This is a genomic window from Thauera sp. K11 (assembly GCF_002354895.1).
Lineage (GTDB): Bacteria > Pseudomonadota > Gammaproteobacteria > Burkholderiales > Rhodocyclaceae > Thauera > Thauera sinica.
Map to the genome: position 1 here is coordinate 1 of NZ_CP023439.1, position 23,598 is coordinate 23,598.

Annotated in this window: 24 protein-coding genes and 1 pseudogene; 9 read left to right on the forward strand and 16 right to left on the reverse strand. The window is 69.0% G+C overall.

The annotated features are described in order from the left end of the window. Window positions 1-1,164 carry a UbiH/UbiF family hydroxylase gene (locus CCZ27_RS00005; RefSeq protein ID WP_096444797.1) on the forward strand — a complete coding sequence of 388 codons (1,164 nt, stop codon included), beginning with the start codon at window positions 1-3 and terminating at the stop codon, window positions 1,162-1,164. A 16-nt stretch (window positions 1,165-1,180) separates the two neighbouring features. Further along, complete coding sequence (locus CCZ27_RS00010) at window positions 1,181-1,912, forward strand: DsbC family protein (RefSeq protein WP_096444798.1); 732 nt, start codon at window positions 1,181-1,183, stop codon at window positions 1,910-1,912. Between the two features lie 82 nt (window positions 1,913-1,994). Here CCZ27_RS00010 and mltA read toward each other — a convergent pair whose 3' ends face one another. Beyond that, on the reverse strand, window positions 1,995-2,957 hold the full coding sequence (mltA, locus tag CCZ27_RS00015) for a murein transglycosylase A (protein WP_503660837.1): 963 nt from the start codon (window positions 2,955-2,957) through the stop codon (window positions 1,995-1,997). A gap of 367 nt (window positions 2,958-3,324) precedes the next feature. Here mltA and CCZ27_RS24495 point away from each other — a divergent pair, with 367 nt between their 5' ends. Genes CCZ27_RS24495 through CCZ27_RS00025 form a run of 3 tightly spaced genes read left to right on the forward strand, consistent with a single transcriptional unit; the run spans window position 3,325 to window position 5,263 of the window. Next, window positions 3,325-3,453, forward strand: coding sequence for a hypothetical protein (locus CCZ27_RS24495; RefSeq protein ID WP_269769086.1), 129 nt, complete (start codon window positions 3,325-3,327; stop codon window positions 3,451-3,453). Continuing rightward, window positions 3,450-4,322, forward strand: coding sequence for an ATP-binding protein (locus tag CCZ27_RS00020; RefSeq protein ID WP_096444800.1), 873 nt, complete (start codon window positions 3,450-3,452; stop codon window positions 4,320-4,322). The genes CCZ27_RS24495 and CCZ27_RS00020 overlap by 4 nt, the downstream gene beginning before the upstream one ends. Continuing rightward, on the forward strand, window positions 4,319-5,263 hold the full coding sequence (locus tag CCZ27_RS00025; RefSeq protein WP_096444801.1) for a Nudix family hydrolase: 945 nt from the start codon (window positions 4,319-4,321) through the stop codon (window positions 5,261-5,263). Before CCZ27_RS00020 ends, CCZ27_RS00025 begins: the two co-directional genes overlap by 4 nt. Before the next feature lie 30 nt (window positions 5,264-5,293). On the opposite strand, the gene CCZ27_RS00030 is transcribed toward CCZ27_RS00025, so the two are convergent. The 12 genes from CCZ27_RS00030 to CCZ27_RS00085 all read right to left on the reverse strand — a co-directional run bounded on the left by CCZ27_RS00030 (window position 5,294) and on the right by CCZ27_RS00085 (window position 16,919). Continuing rightward, the gene (locus CCZ27_RS00030) at window positions 5,294-5,509 is read right to left on the reverse strand and encodes a DNA gyrase inhibitor YacG (RefSeq protein WP_096444802.1); all 216 of its coding nucleotides are present in this window, start codon (window positions 5,507-5,509) and stop codon (window positions 5,294-5,296) included. Window positions 5,510-5,516: 7 nt separating this feature from the next. Further along, window positions 5,517-6,272 (reverse strand): cell division protein ZapD, encoded by a 756-nt coding sequence (zapD, locus tag CCZ27_RS00035; protein WP_096444803.1) that lies wholly within the window; start codon window positions 6,270-6,272, stop codon window positions 5,517-5,519. Between the two features lie 106 nt (window positions 6,273-6,378). Beyond that, complete coding sequence (coaE, locus tag CCZ27_RS00040) at window positions 6,379-7,011, reverse strand: dephospho-CoA kinase (protein ID WP_096444804.1); 633 nt, start codon at window positions 7,009-7,011, stop codon at window positions 6,379-6,381. A gap of 10 nt (window positions 7,012-7,021) precedes the next feature. Further along, a complete protein-coding gene (locus CCZ27_RS00045; protein WP_096444805.1) occupies window positions 7,022-7,810 on the reverse strand; it encodes an SPOR domain-containing protein in 789 nt (262 codons plus the stop codon). Window positions 7,811-7,829: 19 nt separating this feature from the next. Continuing rightward, a complete protein-coding gene (locus tag CCZ27_RS00050; protein ID WP_096444806.1) occupies window positions 7,830-9,194 on the reverse strand; it encodes a TrpB-like pyridoxal phosphate-dependent enzyme in 1,365 nt (454 codons plus the stop codon). A gap of 33 nt (window positions 9,195-9,227) precedes the next feature. After that, window positions 9,228-9,956 carry a type III pantothenate kinase gene (locus tag CCZ27_RS00055; protein ID WP_096444807.1) on the reverse strand — a complete coding sequence of 243 codons (729 nt, stop codon included), beginning with the start codon at window positions 9,954-9,956 and terminating at the stop codon, window positions 9,228-9,230. After that, the gene (locus tag CCZ27_RS00060) at window positions 9,953-10,780 is read right to left on the reverse strand and encodes a biotin--[acetyl-CoA-carboxylase] ligase (RefSeq protein WP_232516504.1); all 828 of its coding nucleotides are present in this window, start codon (window positions 10,778-10,780) and stop codon (window positions 9,953-9,955) included. Before CCZ27_RS00060 ends, CCZ27_RS00055 begins: the two co-directional genes overlap by 4 nt. Window positions 10,781-10,874: 94 nt before the next feature. Then, complete coding sequence (gene ntrC, locus CCZ27_RS00065) at window positions 10,875-12,320, reverse strand: nitrogen regulation protein NR(I) (protein WP_096444809.1); 1,446 nt, start codon at window positions 12,318-12,320, stop codon at window positions 10,875-10,877. Between the two features lie 39 nt (window positions 12,321-12,359). After that, window positions 12,360-13,436, reverse strand: a complete 1,077-nt coding sequence (glnL, locus tag CCZ27_RS00070; RefSeq protein ID WP_096444810.1) for a nitrogen regulation protein NR(II) — start codon at window positions 13,434-13,436, stop codon at window positions 12,360-12,362. 56 nt (window positions 13,437-13,492) lie between these two features. Further along, window positions 13,493-13,975 (reverse strand): DUF4124 domain-containing protein, encoded by a 483-nt coding sequence (locus CCZ27_RS00075; RefSeq protein ID WP_096444811.1) that lies wholly within the window; start codon window positions 13,973-13,975, stop codon window positions 13,493-13,495. Window positions 13,976-14,110: 135 nt separating this feature from the next. Then, on the reverse strand, window positions 14,111-15,520 hold the full coding sequence (gene glnA / locus CCZ27_RS00080) for a type I glutamate--ammonia ligase (RefSeq protein WP_096444812.1): 1,410 nt from the start codon (window positions 15,518-15,520) through the stop codon (window positions 14,111-14,113). Window positions 15,521-15,725: 205 nt separating this feature from the next. Continuing rightward, the gene (locus CCZ27_RS00085) at window positions 15,726-16,919 is read right to left on the reverse strand and encodes a cation diffusion facilitator family transporter (protein ID WP_096444813.1); all 1,194 of its coding nucleotides are present in this window, start codon (window positions 16,917-16,919) and stop codon (window positions 15,726-15,728) included. 61 nt (window positions 16,920-16,980) lie between these two features. On the opposite strand from CCZ27_RS00085, the gene CCZ27_RS00090 reads away from it, so the two are divergent. From CCZ27_RS00090 to clsB, 4 genes and pseudogenes are all read left to right on the forward strand, one after another. Then, window positions 16,981-17,433, forward strand: coding sequence for a rhodanese-like domain-containing protein (locus tag CCZ27_RS00090; protein ID WP_096444814.1), 453 nt, complete (start codon window positions 16,981-16,983; stop codon window positions 17,431-17,433). 83 nt (window positions 17,434-17,516) lie between these two features. Beyond that, window positions 17,517-18,616, forward strand: a pseudogene (gene nadA / locus CCZ27_RS00095) (quinolinate synthase NadA). A 32-nt stretch (window positions 18,617-18,648) separates the two neighbouring features. After that, the gene (locus CCZ27_RS00100; protein ID WP_096451983.1) at window positions 18,649-19,401 is read left to right on the forward strand and encodes an endonuclease/exonuclease/phosphatase family protein; all 753 of its coding nucleotides are present in this window, start codon (window positions 18,649-18,651) and stop codon (window positions 19,399-19,401) included. Next, window positions 19,398-20,558 (forward strand): cardiolipin synthase ClsB, encoded by a 1,161-nt coding sequence (clsB, locus tag CCZ27_RS00105; RefSeq protein ID WP_096444815.1) that lies wholly within the window; start codon window positions 19,398-19,400, stop codon window positions 20,556-20,558. Before CCZ27_RS00100 ends, clsB begins: the two co-directional genes overlap by 4 nt. Before the next feature lie 478 nt (window positions 20,559-21,036). Here clsB and CCZ27_RS00110 read toward each other — a convergent pair whose 3' ends face one another. From CCZ27_RS00110 to CCZ27_RS00120, 3 genes are all read right to left on the reverse strand, one after another. After that, a complete protein-coding gene (locus CCZ27_RS00110) occupies window positions 21,037-21,444 on the reverse strand; it encodes a CoA-binding protein (protein ID WP_096444816.1) in 408 nt (135 codons plus the stop codon). A gap of 12 nt (window positions 21,445-21,456) precedes the next feature. Next, a complete protein-coding gene (gene gluQRS, locus CCZ27_RS00115) occupies window positions 21,457-22,371 on the reverse strand; it encodes a tRNA glutamyl-Q(34) synthetase GluQRS (protein ID WP_096444817.1) in 915 nt (304 codons plus the stop codon). 260 nt (window positions 22,372-22,631) lie between these two features. Beyond that, on the reverse strand, window positions 22,632-23,513 hold the full coding sequence (locus tag CCZ27_RS00120) for a ChbG/HpnK family deacetylase (RefSeq protein WP_096451985.1): 882 nt from the start codon (window positions 23,511-23,513) through the stop codon (window positions 22,632-22,634). Window positions 23,514-23,598 lie beyond the last annotated feature (85 nt).

Below are 23,598 nucleotides of genomic sequence, written 5' to 3' on the forward strand. Positions count from 1 at the left end.
ATGAAGTTCGATTTGATCGTGATGGGTGGCGGCCTTGCGGGTGCCGCGCTCGCGGTGGCATTGCGCAAGACCAGGCTGCGGGTTGCATTGATCGATTCCGAGTGGCCCCGGCGTCCCGAGGACTGGGATGCCCGCATCTATGCGTACAGCCCGGCGAATGCGAAGTTTCTCGACGATCTCGGCATCTGGCGCCATCTCGATCAGCGCCGCATGAGCCCGGTGCATGAAATGCGCATCTTTGGCGATGCGGGCGGATCGCTCACATTTTCCGCATATCAGAGCGGGGTTGGCGAACTCGCATGGATAGGCGAGTCGAGCCTGGTGCACCTGGAACTCTGGGAGAGCCTGAAGCGCCAGCACAACGTCACCCTGTTCTGCCCTGCTCGTCCGCTGGGGCTCGAGTGCGATGAAGATGCCGTCCGGCTGCGGCTCGAAGACGGCCAGCGGCTCGAAGCTGCTCTGATCGTCGGCGCGGATGGGCGTGATTCCTGGGTGCGACAGCAGGCCGGCATCGATGCCTCGGTGCTGCCGTACGAGGAATCGGGCGTAGTGGCGAATTTCGAGTGCGAGCGCCCGCATCGGCAGGCCGCATTTCAATGGTTCCTGCCCGAAGGCATCCTTGCCTGGTTGCCGCTGCCCGGCAACCTGATCTCCATCGTATGGTCTGCGAAATCCGCGGTAGCCGACGAATTGATGATGCTCGACGATGCGGCGTTTGCCGCGCGCGTGGCCGCTGCCGGGGGGCACGCGCTGGGGCGGCTGTCGCCGAGGACGCCGCGGGCGGCGTTTCCGCTGCGGCTGATGCGCGTGGCCGAGGTGGTTCGGCCGCGGGTCGCACTCGTCGGGGATGCGGCGCATGCCATCCATCCGCTCTCGGGGCATGGCATCAACCTCGGTTTTCAGGACGCGAAGGCGTTGGCGAACAGGCTCGAGGGCCTGCATTCGTGGGAAGATCCGGGTAACCAGTCAGTGCTGCGCGGCTATGCCAGGAGCAGGGCCGAGGAGCCTTTCCTGCTGCAATACGCGACGCATGGCCTGAACAGGCTGTTCGGCACGCAACTGCCCTTCGTTTCGGGACTCAGAAACCTTGGACTGAACCTGACCGCGCGTTTGCCGGTCGTAAGCAACGCGCTCGTGCGCTATGCCATCAATGGCAAATTTTGATTTCTTGGAGAGATTGATGAAGTTTTCGCTCAGAAGCGGCGCCGTCAAGGTCCTGCTCACGGCCCTGGCGCTGAACCTGACGGCGGCCGCCCAGGCAAACGAAGAGGCAGTCAAGAAGGCGGTCGAATCCTTTGTCGGTGGCGCGGCCGTCGAGGTGGTCGCCAAGACCCCCTACGGCGGCCTCTACGAAGTCGTGCTCAAGAGTGGTGAGATCGTCTATACGGACGAGAAGGCGAGCTTCATCATCGACGGCCGCGTGATCGACACCCGTACGCGCAAGGATGTGACGCAGGAACGGATGGCGAAACTTTCCGCCATCGATTTTGCGACCTTGCCGCTGAACCAGGCCATCAAGCAGGTGAAAGGCAACGGCAAGCGCGTCATCGCTACCTTCGAGGACCCCAACTGCGGCTACTGCAAGCGGCTCGGCAAGGAACTCGCGCAGATGGATGACGTGACGATCTACACTTTTCTCTACCCGATCCTGAGCGCCGACTCCACCACGAAGTCGAACAACATCTGGTGTGCCAAGGACAAGGCGAAGGTGTGGACGGACTGGATCGTGAATGCCAAGGCGCCGGCCGTGGCAAGCTGCGATACGACGGCCGTCGAGAAGAACGTCGAGCTTGGGCACAAGCTCAAGATCGGCGGCACGCCGACGATCTTCCTGGCCGACGGCACCCGCATCGGTGGATTCGTGCCGGTTGCCGAACTCGAGAAGGCCATCACCGCCTCAGCCGTGAAGTGAGGGGAGGTTCCGGTCGTCCGCGACTCGTCGCGGAATCGGCCGGAGCGGGGCGTCGGCGCGGGGGACACGCCGGCGCAGCCCTTCAGCGCGGGCCGGGAGGATTGAGGCCGCGCGGCAGTAGAACCCACATCTTGCCTTGCTGGCGCATGCGGCCCGCTTCAGCGCCCGCCTGCGGACCCGGACCCCAGAAGAAATCGGCCCGGACCGCACCCTTGATCGCACTGCCGGTGTCCTGTGCAAGCATCAGGCGCTGGAGCGGGGTGCTGCTCGACGGGCGGGTCGTCGCCAGGAACACGGGCGCGCCGAGCGGCACGTAGCGCGGATCCACCGCGATGCTGCGCCCGGCGTTCAGCGGCACGCCCAGTGCGCCGGGCGGGCCGTCGTCCGAGGCCGGCAACTCGCGGAAGAAGACGTAGCTCGGATTGGCGTTCAGCAGTTCCGGCAGCCGCGCCGGATTGTCCTGCGCCCAGCGCTTGATTCCGTCCATCGAAGCTTTGTCCAGCGGCAACTCGCCCTGCGCGACCAGCCAGCGTCCGATCGATTGGTAGGGGTGGCCGTTCTGGTCTGCGTAGCCGATGCGCACCGTCTTGCCGTCCGGCAGCTCGACCCTGCCCGACCCCTGGACCTGCAGGAAAAAAAGATCGATCGGATCGCTCGCCCACAGCAGGACCTTTGCCGGGAGCCTGTCCTGTCGCCGGGCCAGTTCCTCGCGCGACCAGTAGGGCAGGACCTTGCCGCCGACCAGGCGGCCGCGCAGTCGCAGATGCTTGAGTTCCGGATAGACGTCGCCGAGTTCGATCGTCAGCATGTCGTCCGGCCGCCCATGGATGGGCCAGGTGTAGGGGCCGCCCCGGCTGCGGTTGCCCTTGATGACGGGCTCGTAATAGCCGGTGACCAGCCCCTCCGCGGAGCGGTCGGCATTGGTCAGCCGCCACGGTACGAAGTGCTGTTCAAAAAACTGGCGCGCAGCCGCCGATGCCGGCCTGGGGCCGAGCGCGGCGGCGGCGTCGCAGACCGGTTTCCACGCCGCTTGGCGCGAGAGCACCGAACACGAGTTGCGAAGCGCGGGCAAGGCCGCGGCCGGATCGTCGTCGTTCCAGCCTTCGACCGTGCTCCAGCTCGTTGCCTCGGGGGCGCCTGCCGCGGGTTCCGCCGGTGCCGCGGGCGCGACGGCAGGTTTGCCCGGAGGAGGGCAGCCCGGGCAGGGGGGGCAGGTGCGCTGGGGGGCGCAGGTGACCGGGGCGGGCGGGACGGGCTGCTGGGCGCAGCCCGCGAGAAGAAGCAGAAATGCCGATGACGCGCCCGGCGCCAGCCGCCGGGCAAGAACGTGAATCATGAGGGGGATCGGTTAAACTCGGTTGCCTGGGCCCCGGAGTATACCGGGACTGACTGAACTTCCCGCGAGGTTCGCCATGTGGGTGATCTTTCTCGAAGCCGGGCTGGCCCTGCTGTTGCTGTCGATTATCGTCTGGGCGACCTGGCCCCGACGCCGGCAGGGCGATCCGACCAACTCTCAGACAGAAGAAAAGCGCGACGAATGAACGAACTCGCCGAACTCGTCGGCCGTGCCGAGCGCGTGCTCGAGCGGCTCGAAGCCATCCTCCCCGGCCCCGCCGCCGAGCCCGACTGGGGCGCCGCGGTCGCCTTCCGCTGGCGGCGGCGCCACGGGCGGGCCGCGCTGGTGCCGGTGGCGGCGCCGCACCTGATCCGCCTCGCCGACCTGCAGGACGTCGCCGACCAGAAGTCGCGCATCGACCGCAACACCCGGCAGTTCCTGGCAGGACGCCGCGCCAACAACGTGCTGCTGACCGGTGCGCGCGGCACGGGCAAATCCTCGCTGATCAAGGCGGTGCTCAATGAGTATGCCGCGCAGGGCTTGCGCCTGATCGAGGTCGACAAGGCCGACCTCGTCGACCTGCCGGAGATCGTGGACCTCGTCGCCGGCCGTCCCGAGCGCTTCATCCTGTTCTGCGACGACCTCTCCTTCGAAGAGGGAGAGGATGCGTACAAGGCTCTGAAGAGCGTCCTGGATGGCTCGGTGGCGGCGGTCTCGGACAACGTGCTGGTCTATGCCACCTCGAACCGGCGCCACCTGATGCCGGAATATCACGACGAGAACCTGCAGACCCGCCACGTCGATGGCGAGATCCATCCCGGGGAGGCGGTCGAAGAGAAGATCTCCCTGTCCGAGCGCTTCGGGTTGTGGATTTCGTTCTATCCGTTCAGCCAGGACGAATATCTCGACATCGTCGCGCACTGGCTGCGCAGCTTCGGCGTGCCGCCGGACGTGATCGACGGCGCTCGCCAGGAAGCGCTGCAATGGGCGCTGATGCGCGGATCGCGTTCGGGCCGCGTCGCCTGGCAGTTCGCGCGCGATTTCGCCGGCCAGCTCGAGGACGCCGCCGCATGACGCGCAAGCGGGTGGAGGTCGCAGCCGGCGTGCTCACCCTGCCGGACGGCCGCTATCTGCTCGGCCAGCGGGCGGGCGATACGGTGTATGCGGGCTATTGGGAATTCCCCGGCGGAAAGGTGGAGGCGGGCGAGTCGCCGTCGCGGGCGCTGTGCCGCGAACTCGACGAGGAACTGGGCATCCACGTCACCCATTTGCGTCCGTGGCTGCGCCGCGAGCATGTGTATGAGCATGCGCACGTCGCGCTCAACTTTTTCGAGGTCACGGGTTGGACCGGCGAGATTCGCGACCGGGTGCACGGCGCGCTGGCCTGGGTACGGCCCGAGGAGCCTGTGCCGGAGCCGATGCTGCCGGCCAACGGCCCCATCCTGAAGGCGCTGCGGTTGCCGCGCCTGATGGGCATCACGCAGGCGGCCGAACTCGGCGTCGATGCCCAGCTCGCCGCGCTGGACGCAGCGCTTGCCGGCGGCCTGCGGCTGGTCCAGGTGCGCGAGGCCGGGCTGGAGGCGGCATTGCGGCCCGGTTTCGCCCGCGAGGTGGTTCGCCGCGTGCATGCCCACGGCGGGCTGGTGGTGATCAACGCCGACCCTGTCCTCGCATGCGAGGTGGGGGCCGACGGCCTGCATCTGCCGGCGCGCCTGCTCGCCGGGTTGCACGGGCGTCCCGAGCTGCCGTGGGTGGGGGCCTCCTGCCACGACCGCGACGAACTCGAGCGGGCGGCGGCGCTTGGCCTGGACTACGCGCTGCTCGGCCCGGTGGAAGCAACGCGAACCCATCCGGGCCTGCCGGGGCTGGGCTGGCAGCGCTTCGGCGCGCTTGCGGCCGGCCTGCCGTTGCCCGTGTTCGCGCTCGGCGGCCTCGATGCGTCTGCGATGGAGATGGCGCGCGATGCCGGCGCGCATGGCATCGCCGGGATTCGCGGGGTCTGGAAGCTGGGGTAGCCGGCCCGGACCGTTCCTGGCGGGCGCCGTTCAGCGCCGCCGTGCGGGCGGTTCGGCGGGCGCGGGCGCGTCGGGCAGTTCGGCATCCGGCGGTGCGCTCGGCACGCGGTAGGCTTCGGATGCCCACGCGCCCAGGTCGATCTGCTTGCAGCGTTCGGAACAGAACGGACGGAAGCGGTTTTCCGGCTTCCATTCGACGTCCTTGCCGCAGGTCGGGCAGCGGACGGCTCTCACGGCCTTCGCCATCGCGTGCTCACAGGCTGCAGAAGGTGAGTTCGAATGCCACGTCGCGTTCGGCGACGCGCGGGCGCGCCACCGTTTCCGGAAGCAGGAAGCGGATGTTCAGCGCGTACTTGTTGGCACTGATCTCGGGCACCACCGGCTCGCTGCGCGGAACCCGCACACGCAGCATCTGCGCACTGCGCCCGGCCATGGTCAGTTGATAGGCGCCGGCACGTGCAAGCTGGTTTTCGGGATGGCCGCTCGCGCGCAGCAGGCGCAACACGATCCCCAGTCCATCGCGTATCGGTGCCATCGGACTGAGCCATCCCTCGATGTCGCGGCGTCGGACCTCGGGGGCGTGGTTGAGCCAGTAATGGTAGGAGGGCAGGTCGAACTCGCACACGCCCCCCGGGATCGCCGCGCGGCTGCGGATGCTCATCAGCCACTCGTTCTCGCGCAGGTACTGGCCGATCTTGCCGGCCATCGCCAGCAGGCCGGTCGACGCCTGTTCGATCTCGTACAGCGCGCCGGCCAGTGCCTCTTCGGAGATTTCCGGATTGTTGCGGAAGGACACGAGGATCTGGCGCTGGCGTTCGAGTTCCTGCACGAGATCGACCTTGAGATCGGCACGGCTCGCCACCTCGAGGGTTTCGAACAGTGTCAGCAGCGCGATGTGATGATCCTGCGGACCACTGTTCGCGGTGAAATGCGCCAGCTTGAGAAAGAGATCCTCGAGGCGCAGCAGAGTGCGGATACGCTCGTTGAGGGGATATTCGTAGCTGATCACCGCACACAGTCCGCCAGTATTGATCCCGGATTCTTGCGCGGATGATAGCACAGGGCCCGCCGGCACCCGCCCCGCTTCGGGGCGTGCGGCGGGCGCCGGCCGGGCTTCAGGCCAGGGCTGCGGCGCGGACATAGCGTTCGTGAAGCGCATCGATCTGTGCGTACAGTTCATCCAGCGTACCGCCGTTGTCGACGACGTCGTCCGCGGCCGCCCGCCGCTCCTCCCGGCTCGCCTGGGCGGCCATGATGGCGCGGATCTGCGCGTCGTCGAGGCCGCTGCGCGCTTTCACGCGCACGATCTGGAGCGCCTCCGGGCAGTCCACCACGCAGATGCGGTCGCAGCGCTCGCGGTAGCTGCCCGATTCGACCAGCAGCGGTACCGCGAGAATCACGTAGGTGCCGGCCGCTGCTTCGCATCGGCGTTCGCTTTCCTCCCGGATCATCGGATGCAGGATGGCCTCGAGGCGTTTGCGCGCCTGGGGCTCGGCGAAAGCCAGGGCGCGCATCGCGGCGCGATCCAGGCTGCCGTCGGCGGCGATCGCATCATCGCCGAAGGCGTCGCGGATGTGCGGTATCGCCTGGCCGTCGGGGGCGGTCAGCGCATGGGCGATGGCGTCGGTGTCGACGACGGCCGCGCCGAGGGCGGCGAAGCGGTCGGCGGCCGCGCTCTTGCCGCTGCCTATGCCGCCGGTCAGGCCGACCACGAAGGGGCGGTGGCGGGATGCCGGCGTTGCGGTCATGGACGCGGCCTCATTGCGTGCAGGCAGTACGCCGCTCGCTCAGTGGCGGACGCCGGCCCTCGACGGCGGCGACGCGATCGCGAGGCAGGCTGGCCTGGATGCGGAATGTCGTGGTCATGCGCGGCTCCGCGTTCGCGTCGCGTGCTCCCTTGGCGCGCAACTGCACAAGCAGTTGCTGGGCGGATTTCTCGGTGCGGAACAGTCCCAGCGAGATGGCGAACTGGCTGGGGCCGCTTTCCTGCACGATGAAGGTGTCGGTGATGCCCAGTTCGCGCAGTTCGCCCACCCGTTTCTCCGCCTGCGCGCGACTGCCCTGCGGCGGCGTACGCACCCACCAACTGGAAGGCGTTTCCTTGCGGGTGCGCACGTACTTGAAGCCGGCGGCATTGAGCCGGGCGGCCAGGCGGTCGGCCTCGTCCGCCGGCAGTTCTGCCCATGCGACGCAGACCGGCGCGGCTGCCGGCGGGGCGGCGGCCTCGGGGACGGCGGGCGGTGCCGGCTCGCTGCCCGCCACGGCCGCGCTGGCCGGCGCCCCGGTTTCGGACGCCGTCTCCGCCGGCGCTTCGCCAGGGGCCGTGGGCGCCTCGTCCGGCGCGGGGGGCGGTTCGCTCGCCGGGGCTGCCTGGGCCGCTTCTTCCATCCCGGCGGCCCCGAGGCGGATCTGCTCGGGACGAAGCTGGTTGCTGATGCGCTCCGGTTCTCCGCCGGGTGCTGCGCTGCCCAGCCAGCCCTTGATGGCCGCGAAGGCGAGTGCGTTGAGCACGACCAGCAGGATGAACAGGAAGCGCAGCGTCGTCATGGCGAGAGCTTAACCGCGATCAGCCGACCTTGGGCAGGTGGGCGAGCGAGGCCGCCACCGCGTCGGCCGGATAGTCGTAGTTTTCGAGCTTGCCGCTGAAGTAGCGCTCGTACGAACTCATGTCGAAATGGCCGTGGCCGGTGAGGTTGAAGAGGATGGTCTTGGCCTCGCCGGTCGCTTTGCACTGCAGCGCTTCGTCGATCGCCTGGCGGATCGCGTGGCACGACTCCGGCGCCGGGATGATGCCCTCGGCGCGCGCGAACTGCACGCCGGCCTCGAAGGTGGCGAGCTGCTGCACCGCCGAGGCTTCGATCAGGCCCGCATGCAGCAGTTGCGACACCAGCGGCGAGTCCCCGTGGTAGCGCAGGCCGCCGGCATGGATGCCCGGCGGCATGAAGTCGTGCCCCAGCGTGTACATCTTCATCAGCGGCGTGTAGCCGGAGGCGTCGCCGAAGTCGTAGGCATACTGGCCCTTGGTCAGCGTGGGGCACGAAGTCGGTTCGACCGCGATGCAGCGCAGGTTCTGCGCGCGCGCATCGCCAGCGGCGCGGTCGGCGAGGAAGGGGAAGGCGATGCCGCCGAAGCTCGAACCGCCGCCGCAGGGCCCGATCACGATGTCCGGATAGAGGCCCACCTTGTCGAACTGCTTCTTTGCCTCGAGGCCGATGATGCTCTGGTGCAGCACCACGTGGTTCAGCACCGAACCCAGCGTGTAGTTGGTATCGGCACGGCCGGCGGCTTCTTCCACCGCTTCCGAGATCGCGATGCCGAGCGAGCCTTCGTTGTCCGGATTCTCGGCCAGCAGCCGGCGGCCGGTCTCGGTGAGCGGCGACGGGCTGGGATGCACTTCGGCGCCCCAGGTCTGCATCATCAGGCGGCGGTAAGGCTTCTGGTCGTAGCTGACCTTGACCATGTAGACGCGCACTTCCAGCCCGAACATCTGCCCGGCGAACGAGATCGACGAGCCCCACTGGCCGGCGCCGGTCTCGGTGGTGAGGCGCTTGATGCCCGCCTGTCTGTTGTAGAAAGCCTGCGGCACGGCCGAGTTCGGCTTGTGCGAGCCGGCCGGCGACACGCCTTCGTACTTGAAGAAGATCCGTGCCGGCGTGCCGAGCGCCTGCTCCAGGCGCACCGCGCGCACCAGCGGGCTCGGCCGCCACAGTCGGTAGATTTCGCGCACTTCTTCGGGGATCGGAATCCAGCGCGCGGCGCTCATCTCCTGTTCGAGGATGGCGCCGGGGAAGATGGCGCCCATCTGCTCGGGCGTGACGAGCTTGCCGTCCGCCCCCAGGGGCGGCGCCGGCGGCGTCGGCAGGTCGGCGACGACGTTGTACCAGTGGGTCGGAATGTCGGTGGCGTCGAGCAGGATGCGGGTGGCTTCCATGGTCTTTCTCCCTTTCTTCGGTGTGGTGATCTTTCAGCAGCGGCTGCTGACGATGGCCTGCAGCCCCGGCAGTACCAGGCTGTCGACGCGCCGCAGCGGCAACCCGAGAAGCGGGGCGAACGCGTCGGCCGCGCCGCCGGCGAGCAGGCACAGCGGATCGGGGCGGTCGGCGATCTGGCGGAACATGCGCTCCACCGCTCCGGCCTGCGCCTGCAGGCAACCGGAGCGTATGGCATCGGCGGTGCAGCGCGGCGCCGGCGCGAAGTGTCCTTCGGTCAGCGGCAACTGCGCCGTGCCGCTGGCGAGCGCGCGTTGCATCAGTTCCACTCCGGGCAGGATCAGCCCGCCCTCGAAGCAGCCGTCGGCGGTGAGCAGGTCCACCGTCGTCGCCGTGCCGGCGCTGACCACCAGACAGTCGCCCGCATGCAGCCGGCGCGCGCCGATCAGTGCCGCCCAGCGATCGGCGCCGAGTTGCGCCGGATCGTCGTAGCGGTTGGTCACGCCGGCGCAGCTTGCCGTCGGCGTGACCCACTCCGGCACTACTCCCCAGGCTTGCGCCAGCGCGGCGAAGTGCCCGGCGACGGCGGGGCCGGCGACGTTGGTGCCGACGATGCGGGTGATCGGTGCGTAGCGGGCGAGCGGGGCGCCCAGCCGTTCGATCTCGTCGTGCGTGCAGGCGCCCTCGGCGCGGGGGGTGGCGGCGTCGGCGCCGACCAGGCGCCATTTCACGCGGGTGTTTCCGGCATCGACGAGCAGGATCACGCCTGCCCTCCCGGCATCGGCCGCAGAGACACGTCGCCCGACAGGATGCGGCGCGCGCCCTGTTCGGTATGCAGCAGCAGCGCGCCGTCGTCGTCGACGCCGATGCAGGCGCCGCACGCCGAGCCGGCATCGCCGCTGATGCGCACCGGCAGGTCGGCGAAGGCGTTGCGCTGTTCCCACGCGCCGCGCAGTGCGCCGAAGCCGGCGGCGGCATAGGTTTCGAGCAGTCCACGCAACTGGCTGAGAATGGCCGCCAGCAGGCCGGCGCGATCCGGCGCCCCATCGCCGAGTTCGTGCCTCAGGTCGGTGACCGCCGCCTGGCCCGGAATGCGTACGCCTTCCGGCAGCCGCAGGTTGATGCCGATGCCGATCACCGCCGCCGCCGTCCGCCCCTGGCGGGCGACGAGTTCGATCAGGATGCCGGCGATCTTGCGGCCGTGCACCAGCACGTCGTTGGGCCACTTGAGCTGCACCCCCGACACGCCGGAATCCTCCAGCGCGCGGGCGACGGCCAGGCCGACGACGAGCGACAGCCCCTGCGGCGCAGTGCCGGCCGGCGGGAGGCGCCACTGCACCGAAAAGGTCAGGCTGCCGCCGTCGAAGGACTGCCACTCGCGCCCGCGGCGCCCGCGGCCGGCAAGCTGCCGGTCCACGACCAGCACGTGCAGGCGCTCGTCGCCGGGCAGATCACGGCCGAGCAGTTCGGTGTTGGAGGACTCGCAGGCAGCGATCCACTCCACGGCGAAAGCGGACGCGTGCGCGCCGAGCGCGGCGTTCAGCGCCGAGAGTTCGGCGGTGTGGTCGATGGACGTGGTGGGCGGCACGATGTGCACTTCCGGGCGGCGGACAAGGGATGCATTATCCGTCAACGTCCTGCTCTTGCACGAGCAGGGCCGGCACAGCATGCCACGCCCGGGATCAGTGCTCGGGCTCGGCCTCGTCGTGGCGGTGTTCGCCGCCGCGCGCGCCGCGTTCCTCTTCCATGCCGAGTTCCTGGATCTTGCGGCTGATGGTGTTGCGGCCGATGCCCAGGAGCTGCGCGGCGTCGATGCGGCGCCCGCCGGTGGCGGCCAGCGCGCGGCGGATCAGCGTGGTTTCGAACTCGCGTTCGAGGCGGGCGAAGACCTCGCCCGGCGCGGTGGCGATCAGCCGGTCGGCTTCGAGCCCGAGGTCGTCCGTCCATCGCGTCGGGGTTTCGCGCGCCGGCTGGTCGCGCATCTCGGGCGGCAGGTCGGCGATCTCGACGACCTGGCCCGGCGCCATCACCGTGAGCCAGTGGCACAGGTTTTCCAGTTGGCGGACGTTGCCCGGGAAGGACAGACCTTGCAGGTAGCCGATCGCGGCGTCCGAGATGCGCTTGCGTTCGACGCCGAGTTCCTGCGCGCTGCGCTGCAGGAAGTGGCGCACCAGTACGGGGATGTCCTCCGGGCGTTCGCGCAGAGGCGGCAGGCGCAGGCGGATGACGTTCAGGCGGTGGAAGAGGTCTTCGCGGAACAGGCCCAGGCGCACGCGTTCCTCGAGATCCTGGTGGGTGGCGGCGATCACCCGCACGTTGGCGCGGATCGGCTGCTGGCCGCCGACGCGGTAGAAGTTGCCGTCGGACAGCACGCGCAGCAGGCGCGTCTGCAGCTCCGCGGGCATGTCGCCGATCTCGTCGAGGAACAGCGTGCCGCCGTCGGCCTGCTCGAAGCGGCCGCGGCGCTGCGCGGCGGCGCCGGTGAAGGCGCCGCGTTCGTGGCCGAACAGCTCCGATTCGAGCAGGTCGCGCGGGATGGCGGCGGTGTTGATGGCGATGAAGGAGGCGTCCCGCCGCGGACTGTGGCGGTGCAGCGCACGTGCCACGAGTTCCTTGCCGGTGCCCGACTCGCCGTTGATCAGCACCGTGGCATGGGACTGCGACAGCCGGCCGATGGCGCGGAATACCTCCTGCATCGCCGGCGCATGGCCGAGGATCTCCGGCGCCAGGGCCGTATCCTCGGGTGCACCGTTTTGGTGCACGCCTTCCTCGAGTGCGCGCCGAACGAGTGCCACCGCCTGATCCACGTCGAAGGGCTTGGGCAGGTACTCGAAGGCGCCGCCCTGAAACGCGGCGACCGCGCTGTCGAGATCCGAATAGGCCGTCATGATGATGACCGGCAGTTGCGGATGCGCGGACTTCACGCGCTGCAGCAGCACCAGCCCGGATTCGCCCGGCATGCGGATGTCGGAGATCAGCACGGCCGGCGGCGGTGCGGCGTGGGCGAGCGCTTCCAGCGCCTCGTTCGCCGAGCTGAAGCTGCGGTAGGGAATGTCCTCCCGGCCGAGTGCCTTTTCCAGCACCCAGCGGATGGAGCGGTCGTCATCAACGATCCAGACGGTATTCATTTCTTATGCACTGTTCTGGTGCGACGCGGCGGCGAACGCTCACGCGCGATCTGAAATCGGTAGCAGGATGGTGAAGCAGGTGCGCCCCGGACGGCTCTCCACCTCGATCATGCCCTGGTGCTGCTCTATGAAGCTCTGCGCCAGCGACAGGCCCAGCCCGCTACCGCCATCACGCCCCGAGACCAGCGGATAGAAGATCTTGTCGCGGATCTCCTCCGGGATGCCGGGGCCGTTGTCGACCACTTGCAATTCCAGTGCCAGCTTGTAGCGGCGCTTGGCGAGCGTGACCTGGCGGGCGACGCGGGTGCGCAGCCGGATCTCGCCCTTGCCCGCGAGCGCCTGCGCGGCGTTGCGCACGATGTTGAGGATGGCCTGGATGAGCTGCTCGCGGTCGGCGGTGATCTCCGGCAGGCTGGTGTCGTAGTCGCGGCGCACGTCGAGATCGGGGAATTCGGCCAGCGTCAGGCGGCGCACGCGTTCAAGCACATCGTGGATGTTGAGCGGCGCCGGCCGCATCATCGAATGCGAGTTCAGCAGGCGGTTCATCAGGTCCTGCAGGCGGTCGGCCTCGGCGATGATGACCTCGGTGTATTCGCGCAACTGCGGGTCGTCGAGTTCGCGTTCCAGCAGTTGTGCCGAGCCGCGGATGCCGCCGAGGGGGTTCTTGATCTCGTGCGCGAGGTTGCGGATCAGTGCGCGGTTGGCCTGCTGCTGCTGTAGCAGTTGTTCCTCGCGGGCGACGCGCAACTGGGCATCAATCGGGCGGAACTCCAGCAGCAGGCGCACGTCGGCAGCCTCGATCGGGCTCACCGTGCAGTCCAGGTGGATGGCCTCGCCGTCGTTGCGGGGGATCTTCAGGTCCTGCCCGGTGTAGCTCCAGTTGGTGCGCAGGGCGCGCTCCAGCGCGGCACCCAGCCCCGGCGGCTCTCCCAGCAGGCGCGTCAGGGGCGTGCCGACGAGCTTGCGGTGGCTGATCGCGAACAGGTTCTCGGCGCCGGGGTTCAGGTAGCGGATGATCAGCCGTTCATCCACCAGCACGACGGCGGACGACAGCAGTTCCAGCCCGGCGAAGGCGCCGGACGCGGGGTGGTGGACTCGGTGCGTTGTGGGGGCCATGGGCGCTTCCAGGATAGCTGCCAACGCATACGCAAGATGCGCGCCAGGCTGCCAGCTCAGCGCAGGTTGGCGATTTCCCGCTGCAGCGCCTCGACGTTGCGCTTGTGCAGTTCGACCTTGTCCTTGTAGGGCTGCAGGCGGTCGAGCACCCTCTGGTAGTTGCGCTCGTCGCCCATCCGTACCGCTTCCTGCTCGGCGAGCTGCTTCTGCGCTTCGGCGAGCCCGGCTTCCTCCGTGGCGAGTTCCTTCTCGAGCACCTGGCGGCGGGTGTCGTCGCGGGCGCGCTGGTCATTGGGGCTGACGCGCGGGAAGGTACTTGGCGAGGGGCCGGATGAAGCGCCCGAGCCGGGCGCTCGGGCCGGCCCCGGGACCGAGGTGACCGGCAGGTCCTGCTGGATGGCCTTGCAGCCGCGGGCGGCGCTGCGATCGTTGGTGTAGGTCGTGCGGCCCTCGGCATCGACGCACTTGTAGATTTCGGCCTGCGCGAGCGGTGCGGCACACAGGGCGAGGATGAGCGTGAGAGGGCGAAGCTGTCTCATGACCTTGTCCGGAAGAGTCGCGCCCCGCGCCCCGCGCGGTTCGCGCCGGTTGCTGCAGGACTGAGCAGGGATTAGACCCGATAAAAAAGGGACGGGCAATGCCCGTCCCCCTCCATGACAAGGTACTGCCGCCGCTTACAGGCTGTAGTACATGTCGAATTCCACCGGGTGGGTGGTGATGCGCAGGCGATTGACGTCCTCGGACTTCAGCGCGATGTAGGCGTCGATGAAGTCGTTCGAGAACACGCCGCCGCGGGTCAGGAACTCGCGATCCTTGTCGAGGTACTCCAGCGCCTGGTCGAGGCTGGTGCACACGGTCGGGATCAGCGCGTCTTCTTCCGGCGGCAGGTCGTACAGGTTCTTGTCGGCCGGATCGCCCGGGTGGATCTTGTTCTGGATGCCGTCCAGGCCCGCCATCAGCAGCGCCGAGAAGGCGAGGTAGGGGTTGGCCAGGGGGTCCGGGAAGCGCGCCTCGATGCGGCGGCCCTTCGGGTTGCCGGTGTAGGGGATGCGGATCGAGGCCGAGCGGTTGCGGGCGGAATAGGCCAGCTTGGTCGGCGCTTCGTAGTGCGGCACCAGGCGCTTGTACGAGTTCGTGCCGGGGTTGGTGATCGCGTTCAGCGCGCGCGCATGCTTGATGATGCCGCCGATGTAGTACAGCGCCAGTTCCGACAGGCCGGCGTAGCCGTTGCCCGCGAACAGGTTCTGGCCGTCCTTCCAGATCGACTGGTGAACGTGCATGCCCGAGCCGTTGTCGCCGACGATGGGCTTGGGCATGAAGGTCGCCGTCTTGCCGTACTGGTGGGCGACGTTGTGCACGATGTACTTCAGGACCTGGGTCCAGTCGGCGCGCTTGGTCAGCGTGTTGAACCTGGTGCCGATCTCGCACTGGCCGGCGTTGGCCACTTCGTGGTGATGCACTTCGACCGGCACGCCGCAGGCTTCGAGCGCGAGCACCATGGCGGCACGCACGTCGTTCAGGCTGTCGACCGGCGGCACCGGGAAGTAGCCGCCCTTCACGCGCGGACGGTGGCCGTAGTTGCCGCCTTCGAACTTGTCGGCGGTGGACCAGGCGGCCTCTTCCGAGATGACCTTGCTATAGACGCCCGACATGTCGACCGACCACTCGACCGAGTCGAAGATGAAGAACTCGGGTTCGGGTCCGAAGAAGGCGGTGTCGCCGATGCCGGTGCTCTTCAGATAGGCTTCGGCGCGCTTGGCGATCGAGCGCGGATCGCGATCGTAGCCCTTGCCGTCGGACGGTTCGATGACGTCGCAGGTCAGCACCAGCGTGGTTTCGTCGAAGAACGGGTCGATGTAGGCGGTGGTCGCTTCGGGCATCAGGACCATGTCGGACGCCTGGATGCCCTTCCAGCCGGCGATCGACGAACCGTCGAACGGGTGGCCGTGCTCGAAATGCTCTTCCTCGAACGCCGAAATCGGCAGGCCGACGTGGTGTTCCTTGCCGTGGGTGTCGGTAAAGCGCAGGTCGACGAAGCGGACTTCGTTCTCCTGGATCATCTTCATGACGTCTTGAGCGTTCATATTCACTCCTGGTGAGATGAGGCGGTGTCTGCTGAAAATCGGTCGGTTGCGGCGTCAAATTCCGGTGGGCAGGGTAAAGCATCAACCATGCCAAGACGTCCTGCACAAGAAATTCATTGTGCCATAAGGGGAAAGCCCGCAGGGGTCGCGCCGCAGGATGATGCCATGCACCAGAATGGTTTCATTCGGAAAGGTGAATGCACCGTTATGGTGCGATCTGCACGAAAAAGGACATCGAGCGATAGGCGGGATGCGTGCCGAGCCATTCCTCGATGCGCCGATTGAGTGCGTGCAGACGCTCGTCGGGCACGGAGGCGGGGAGCAGCACTTCGACGTCGATGCGATCCCCCAGGTAGTGGATCTGCACCCGCTTCGGCTTCGGCCCCGGCGGCCCCAGCAGGTCCGCCACCGTGGCGAGCACCTCCGCGCGCCCGGGCGGAACCCCCGGCGGCGTCCCTTGCAGGTTGGCATCGTCCTCGGGGTCGATATGCACGAGGATGTCCTGCACCTCGGGGTGCGCGGTGCGCACGCGGGCGTACACCGAGTCGGACACGCGGTGGCCTTCGGACACCGTCAGCCTGGGCTCGACCTGGACGTGCGCATCGCACAGCACGCGGTTGGCCATGCGGCGGGTACGCATGTCGTGCAGATTGACGACGCCCGGCGTGTCGAGGATGGTGCGCCGGAGCCGCGCGAGTTCCTCCTCGGACAGGCCGGTGTCGATCAGTTCGCGCACCGCCTTGAGCGCGAACCGGAAGCCCATGTGCACGATCAGGAAGCCGACGATCGCCGCCGCAAGCGGTTCGAGGAAGGGATAGCCGGCGAGGCTGCCGCCGATGCCGGCCGCCACGACCAGCGACGAGGCCGCATCCGAGCGCGCATGCCAGGCGTTCGTCTCCAGTATCGGCGCCTGGAGGCGCCGCGCCGAGGCCAGGATGTAGCGGAACATGCCTTCCTTGGCCGCCAGCGTGAGCACGGCCATGGCCAGGGCCGCGGGATGGAGCGCGGGCAACTGGTCCATGTGCTGCAGGCGGACTCCGGAACTCCACAGGAAGCCGAAGCCCACCCCGCCCAGCACCAGGCCGAGCAGCAGCGACGTGACCGTTTCGACGCGGGCGTGGCCGTAGGGGTGCTGCAGATCCGCAGGGCTCGAACTGTGGCGGCCCGCCACCAGCACGAGCACGTCGGTGACGAGGTCGGACAGGGTATGCGCCGCATCGGCGACCAGGCTGAAGGCGCCGGCGAACAGGCCGATCACGATCTGCCCGACGGTCAGTGCGGCATTGATCGCCAGCGCGACGATCGCCACGCGCTGGATGCCCCGGCCGCGGGCCGCGTTCTCGTCGGGCGGCGCGGCCTTGCGCAGACTGAGGGGCGGACGGGGGGCGGCGGAGGGCATGTCGGGGGCTGCGGATCAGGCGCTATACTTCGTACGTTCAGAATTCTAGCCGGATGCACGCATGGGAACCCTCTCCGACCTGCTGGCGCTCGCGCATCGGCGTGCCAGCACCCTCGACCTGCCTTACCAGGGCGCGCTGACGCCGGCGGAGTCCTGGCAGGTTCTGCAACTGGCGCCCGGCGCCCGGCTCGTGGACGTGCGCACGCGCGCCGAATGGGACTGGGTGGGGCGCGTGCCCGGCACGGTCGAGATCGAATGGCAGACCTATCCCGGCGGCCAGCCCAACCCCAATTTCATCGCCCAGCTCAGGCACCAGGTCGACCCCGAAGCGCTGGTGCTGTTCCTGTGCCGTTCCGGCGGGCGTTCGGATGCGGCCGCGCGAACTGCCTGCGCGGCCGGCTACAGCAACTGCTACAACGTCCTCGAGGGCTTCGAGGGCGACAAGGACGCCAACGGCCAGCGCAATCGCGTAGGCGGCTGGCGCCACGCCGGCCTGCCCTGGCACCAGGGCTGAGCCGGGGCCCGCGGACCGGAACCCCGCGGAGACGGTCCGGTCCGATACCGACATCACTCCCCAACGGACACCGAATTCGCATCATGCAAGTCGCCCCCATCAGCTTCGATCGCTTCAACGTGCTCGCCGACGCCGACGCGCAGGAACGCATCCGCGCCGCGCGTGCGCGCCTGGGCGACAAGGCGGTGCTGCTGTGCCACCACTACCAGCGCGCCGACGTCTATCAGCATGCCGACCTCACCGGTGACTCGCTCAAGCTCGCCCGCCTCGCCTCGCAGACCGACGCCGAGTACATCGTCTTCTGCGGCGTGCACTTCATGGCCGAAGTCGCCGACATCCTGTCGAAGCCGAGCCAGATCGCCATCCTGCCCGACCTCGCGGCCGGCTGTTCGATGGCCGACATGGCCAGCCTGGCCAAGGTCGAGCGCTGCTGGCGCGAACTGGCCGAGGTGCTCGATGCGCCCGACGCGCTGATCACGCCGGTCACCTACATCAACTCGGCGGCCGACCTGAAAGCCTTCTGCGGCGAGCACGGCGGTATCGTGTGCACATCGACCAATGCGCCCGCCATCCTCGACTGGGCGTTCTCGAAGCGAGAGAAGGTGCTGTTCTTCCCCGACCAGCACCTGGGCCGCTGGACGGGTTACAAGAAGGGCATTCCGCTCGACCAGATGGTGGTGTGGGACCCCGACCTCGAATACGGCGGCCTCACCCCGAGCAGATCCGCCATGCGAGGATACTGCTGTGGAAGGGCCACTGTTCCGTGCACCAGATGTTCCAGCCCGGCCACATCGAGCGCTGGCGCAGGCAGCATCCGGACGGCCTGGTGATCTCGCACCCGGAAAGCAGCCTGGACGTCTGCATCCAGTCCGACTACGTCGGCTCCACCGAGTACATCATCAAGACCATCCAGGCCGGCGCGCCCGGCACGCATTGGCTGGTGGGCACCGAACTGAACCTGGTCAACCGCCTCGCCGACGAGATGAAGCCGCAGGGCAAGACGGTGCAGTTCATGGCGCCGACCGTCTGCATGTGCTCGACGATGCAGCGCATCGACCCGCAGCATCTCGCATGGACGCTGGAAAACCTCGCCGAGGGCAAGGTGGTCAACCAGATCAAGGTGCCGGAGCACGAGGCCGAACTCGCCCGCGTCGCGCTCGACCGGATGCTCGCCGTTTCCTGATCCGCAAGCCGGGGCTGCGCGGGGGCCGGATGATGACGTCGCTTCGCATCTGCACCTACAACATCCACAAGGGCTTTTCGCAGTTCAACCGCCGCATGGTGGTGCACGAACTGCGCGAGCGGCTGCGCAGCCTCGACGTCGATCTGGTCTTCCTGCAGGAAGTGCAGGGCCTGCACCTGCGGCATCCGGTCCGCCACGCCGACTGGCCGCGGCAGCCGCAGCACGAGTTCCTCGCCGAGGACACCTGGCGGCAGACCGCCTACGGCCGCAATGCCGTCTATGACCACGGGCACCATGGCAATGCCATCCTGAGCCGGCACGACATCCTGTCGACCGCGAACGAGGATGTCTCGGCCCACCGCTTCGAGAGCCGCGGCCTGCTGCACTGCGAGATCTCGCTGGCCGAGTTCGACAAGCCGGTGCACTGCGTGTGCGTGCACCTGGGGCTCACCGCCGGCGGCCGGCGGCGCCAGATGCAGGCCCTGGCCGAGCGCATGGAGCGGCTGGCCCCGGACGGTGCGCCGCTGATCATCGCCGGCGACTTCAACGACTGGCGCAATCACGCCGACGAACTGATCGGCGAGCGGCTCGGCCTGACCGAGGCGTTCGGCGTCGATCGCGGCCGGCCGGCGCGCAGCTTTCCCAGCGCCCTGCCTTTCTTCCGGCTGGACCGCATCTACGTGCGTGGTTTCCGCGTGCGCCAGGCGAAGGTCCATTTCGGGGAAACGTGGGCGAAGATCTCCGACCATGCGGCGCTCACCGCAGACCTGGAGCCGGCGCCTTGACGGTGAGCGTTCCCGGCAACGCGGTCGTGTTGCTGGAGAATGGGCAGGAATATTTCCCCGCGCTGGAAGCCTCGATCGACGCGGCCGAACGCGAGATCTTCCTGCAGAGCTACATCTTCAGCGCCGACAAGGTCGGCCGCAGCATCGCCGGCGCCCTGCGCCGCGCCGCGCGGCGCGGGGTAGTCGTCCGGGTGATGGTGGACGGCTTCGGCGGGCGCGACTTCGTGCGCGACCTCATGCCCGAACTTGCCGAAGCCGGCGTCGAGGTGCTGATCTATCGCCGCGAACTGCGCGCCATGTCCCTGCGCCGCCACCGCCTTCGCCGGCTGCACCGCAAGGTCGTGACCATAGACGGCCGCGAAGCCTATGTGGGCGGCATCAACATCACCGACGATTTCACGCCCAACGGTTCGCCGTTTCCGCGCTACGACTACGCCGTGCGGGTCCAGGGGCCGGTGCTCGAGCCCATCGTCGAATCGGCCCACCGCCTGTGGCGGCTGGTGGCATGGGCGAGCTTTCGCCGCCGCGTGCATCAGCCGCTGCTGGCGCCGCCGCGCGGCGATGCGGCGGGCGCCATCCGCGCCGCCTACGTCGTGCGCGACAACCTGCGCTACCGCCGCGCCATCGAAGACGCCTACCTCGCCGCGATCGGGCGCGCCCGGAGCGAGATCGTCATAGCAAACGCCTATTTCTTTCCCGGACGGCGCTTTCGCCAGGCCCTCGCCGAAGCCGCCCAGCGCGGCGTGAGGGTGATGCTGCTGCTGCAGGGAGCCGGCGGCGACCATCCGCTGCAGGTCTATGCGACCCGTGCGCTCTATCCCTTCTTCCTGCAGCGCGGCGTCGAACTCTACGAATATCACCGCAGCCACCTGCACGCCAAGGTTGCGGTGGTCGACGGCTGCTGGGCCACCGTCGGCTCCAGCAACATCGACGTCTTCAGCCTGCTGCTGGCGCGCGAGGCCAACGTCGTGATCGAGGACGAAGGCTTTGCCGTGCAACTGCGGCACAGCCTGGCGGCTGCCATGCGCGACGGCGCGGAGGCACAACTGCCCGAACGCTGGCGCCGCCTGCCGCTGATGCGGCGCATGGCGAACTGGCTGGCCTATCAAGTGGTGCGGATGGCGATCGGCATCGCCGGCTACGGCGGCAAGCACTGATGCGTTCGCCGGTCTCCGCCCCGTGCTTCCAGCCGCCGGCGAAGCAGTCTCCACCACGTAGCCGCTCCGGGGCGGGTGTTCCTGGAGGGGCGAGGACTGTCCGAGCGCAGCGAGTTCCGCAGCCCCGGAAGGAACACCCGCCCCGGAGCGGCGGGCAGGCACCGATGTCCACCCCCGGCACGTCGGCCCAAAAGCCACCGATGCCAGCTCTTCACGCAGCGACCATCATCAGCCGCCATCCGACCGTCCGAGCAAAGCGAGTTCCGCAGCCCCGGAAGGAACACCCGCCCCGGAGCGGCGGGCAGGCACCGATGTCCACCCCCGGCACGTCGGCCCAGGAGCCGCCGATGCCAGCTCTTCACGCAGTGGCCATCATCAGTCGCCATCCGACCGTCCGAGCAAAGCGAGTTCCGCAACCCCGGGGGGAACACCTGCCCCGGAACGTCGGGCAGGCACCGATGCCCCGCCCGCCGGCACGTCAGCCCAGGAGCCGCCGATGCTCGATCTTCACGCAGTGGTCCATCACCACCGCCATCCCTGCGGCCTCGGCGCGGGCCACCGCTTCCGGAACGATCACGCCGAGCTGCAGCCACAGGCTCTTTGCGCCGACGGCGATGGCATCCTCGACGATGGGCATCACGTCGGCCGGATTGCGGAACACGTCGACCATGTCGATCTTCACCGGCACCTCGCGCAGGCTGGGGTAGCACCGCTCGCCCAGGATCTCCGGGTAGGCGGGGTTGACCGGGATGACCGTGTAGCCCGCCCTGCGCAGGTACTGCGCGACTTCGTTGCTGGGGCGGTCCGGCCTCGCCGACATGCCGACCACGGCGATGGTGCGGGTTTCCTCGAGCAGCCTGCGCAGGCCGGCCTCGTCCTGGATCATGTATGACTCTCCTCAGGTGAATTCCGGCGCGGCGGCATGACGCCGGCGCGGCACGTCCGCGAGCGTCCAGTTCGCCAGCGCCCAGTCCCAGACTTCCCGCGCCGGCGCGCGCGCCAGCCCCGCCGGCGGCCGCTGGCCGAGGAAGTCCAGTGCCGCCGCGAGGGCGGCGCCGGGCGGATGCGCGTCGATGGCGCGCGCCAGCGTCTGCTTCGACAGCTTCTCGCCCGCCGCATTGGTCGCCACCGGCAGATGCGCGTAGACCGGGTGCGGCATGCCGAGCAGGGACTGCAGATGGATCTGGCGCACCGTCGAATCCAGCAGGTCGGCGCCGCGTACCACGTCGGTCACGCCGGCTTCGGCATCGTCCACCACCACCGCGAGCTGATACGCGAACAAGCCGTCGGCACGCAGCACCACATAGTCGCCCACGTCCGCGGCCAGGTCTTCCTGCTGCGGGCCCTGGATGGCATCGTCGAAGCGGATCAACCCCTCCGCCCGCACCCGCCAGGCGCGTGCGCGGCGCCCCGGCGGCAAGCCGTTGCGGCAAGTGCCCGGGTAGCGGCGCGAGCCGTCGCGCGTCAGCGCCGAGTCGGCCATCTCGCGGCGGGTGCAGGCGCAGGGAAAGACGTCGCCGCCGGCCTTCAGGCGCTCGAGCGCGGCGGCGTAGGCCCCGGTGCGGCGGCTCTGCCAGACGATGTCGCCATCCCATTCGAAACCGCAGCGCGAGAGCGTGGCAATGATCGCTTCGGCCGCCCCGGGCACCGTGCGCGGCGCATCCACATCCTCGATGCGCAGCAGCCAGCGCCCGCCCCGGCGGCGGGCGTCGAGACAACTGCCGAGCGCGGCGACCAGGGAACCGAAATGCAGCGGACCGCTGGGCGAAGGCGCGAAGCGGCCGACGTAGCCGGGTGGCGGCGCGGATGTCATGCGCACGATGTTAGCACCGGCATGGGGTGTCACCGCCCGGCGGGCGGCACGCGCGCCAGGGCGATTGCACGATGTTCTTTCCGTCGGCCTGGATGGCGCGGCACGGCAGGTCTGGTGGCGGGGGATGCGTGGAGCGGGCGAGGACTGTCCGAGCACCGAGCGCAGCGAGGGCGAGTTCCGCAGCCCGACGGAACGCATCCCCCGCCACCAGACCGGATTCCAGGCACTCGTGCGATCGTCCTGGTGCGCGGGCCGGTGCCTCAGGCATGGCCGGTGCCGGCGAGCCCGGCGAAGCGTGCCGGGCGCACGCCGGCCGCGGCAAGGTCGCCGGCGAATTCGTCCGAGGCCAGGTAGGCCAGTTCCGCCTCGCGCGGGGTGGTCAGCGCATCGCAGGCGAGCAGTGCCGCATCCACCCGTCCGGGATGCACGTGCAGCAGCGGCCGCGGGCCGAGGGCGCGCAGAAAGCGCCGCATCTTGTCGCCGAACGGGCGTGCGGCGGAGAAATCGTGCAGTCCGCTGAAGCCGTCGTTGGCCGGAATGCCGGTGGCGCGCAGCCGTTTGCGCAGGCCGCGGCCCAGCGCGCCGATGAAGAGCGACTTGGCGACGGATTCGCCGCGCCGCAGGCAGCGCGATGGCGCCTCGACGCAGTCGCGCACCCACACGCGGCCGACAGGGTAGCGGCGCAGCAACTCGGCGACCAGGGCCTCGCGCACGCCCGGCAATACGTGCACGTGCTGGTGGCCGTCCACGTAGTCCGGCGGGGCGCCCCAGGCATCCTCGAAGGCGTCGAGCTGCGCGCGCAGCTCGTCGGCGACGCCTTCCGCCGGCAGCCCGCGTGCCAGGGCGCGGGGCAGCAGGCGGCCCAGCGGGGGCAGGCGGCCAGCGACGGCGAGGCCGCGTGCGCGGCCGAGCGGGGCCTGGTCCGTCAGCGTCAGGTGCAGGCCGACGTCGGCGGGCGCGCCGACGATGATCTCGCGCAAGGGCGCGGCGGCGCGGCGCCAGTCGGGCAGGGCGGTCATGCAGCTCGTGGCCGACAGGCGGCCGGCGGCGATCAGCCCGGCGATCGCGTCGCTAACGCCCGGCGCGAGGCCGTAGTCGTCGGCGCAGATGACGATGGGGCGGAGGCGGGACGGAGCGGCCATGCGGTGCGGCATGAAGTTCTGAGGCCGGCAGTATCGCTCAATCGGGCCCGCCGTCGCGCGGGTGCGGCGGCCGCTTTTCCTTCCG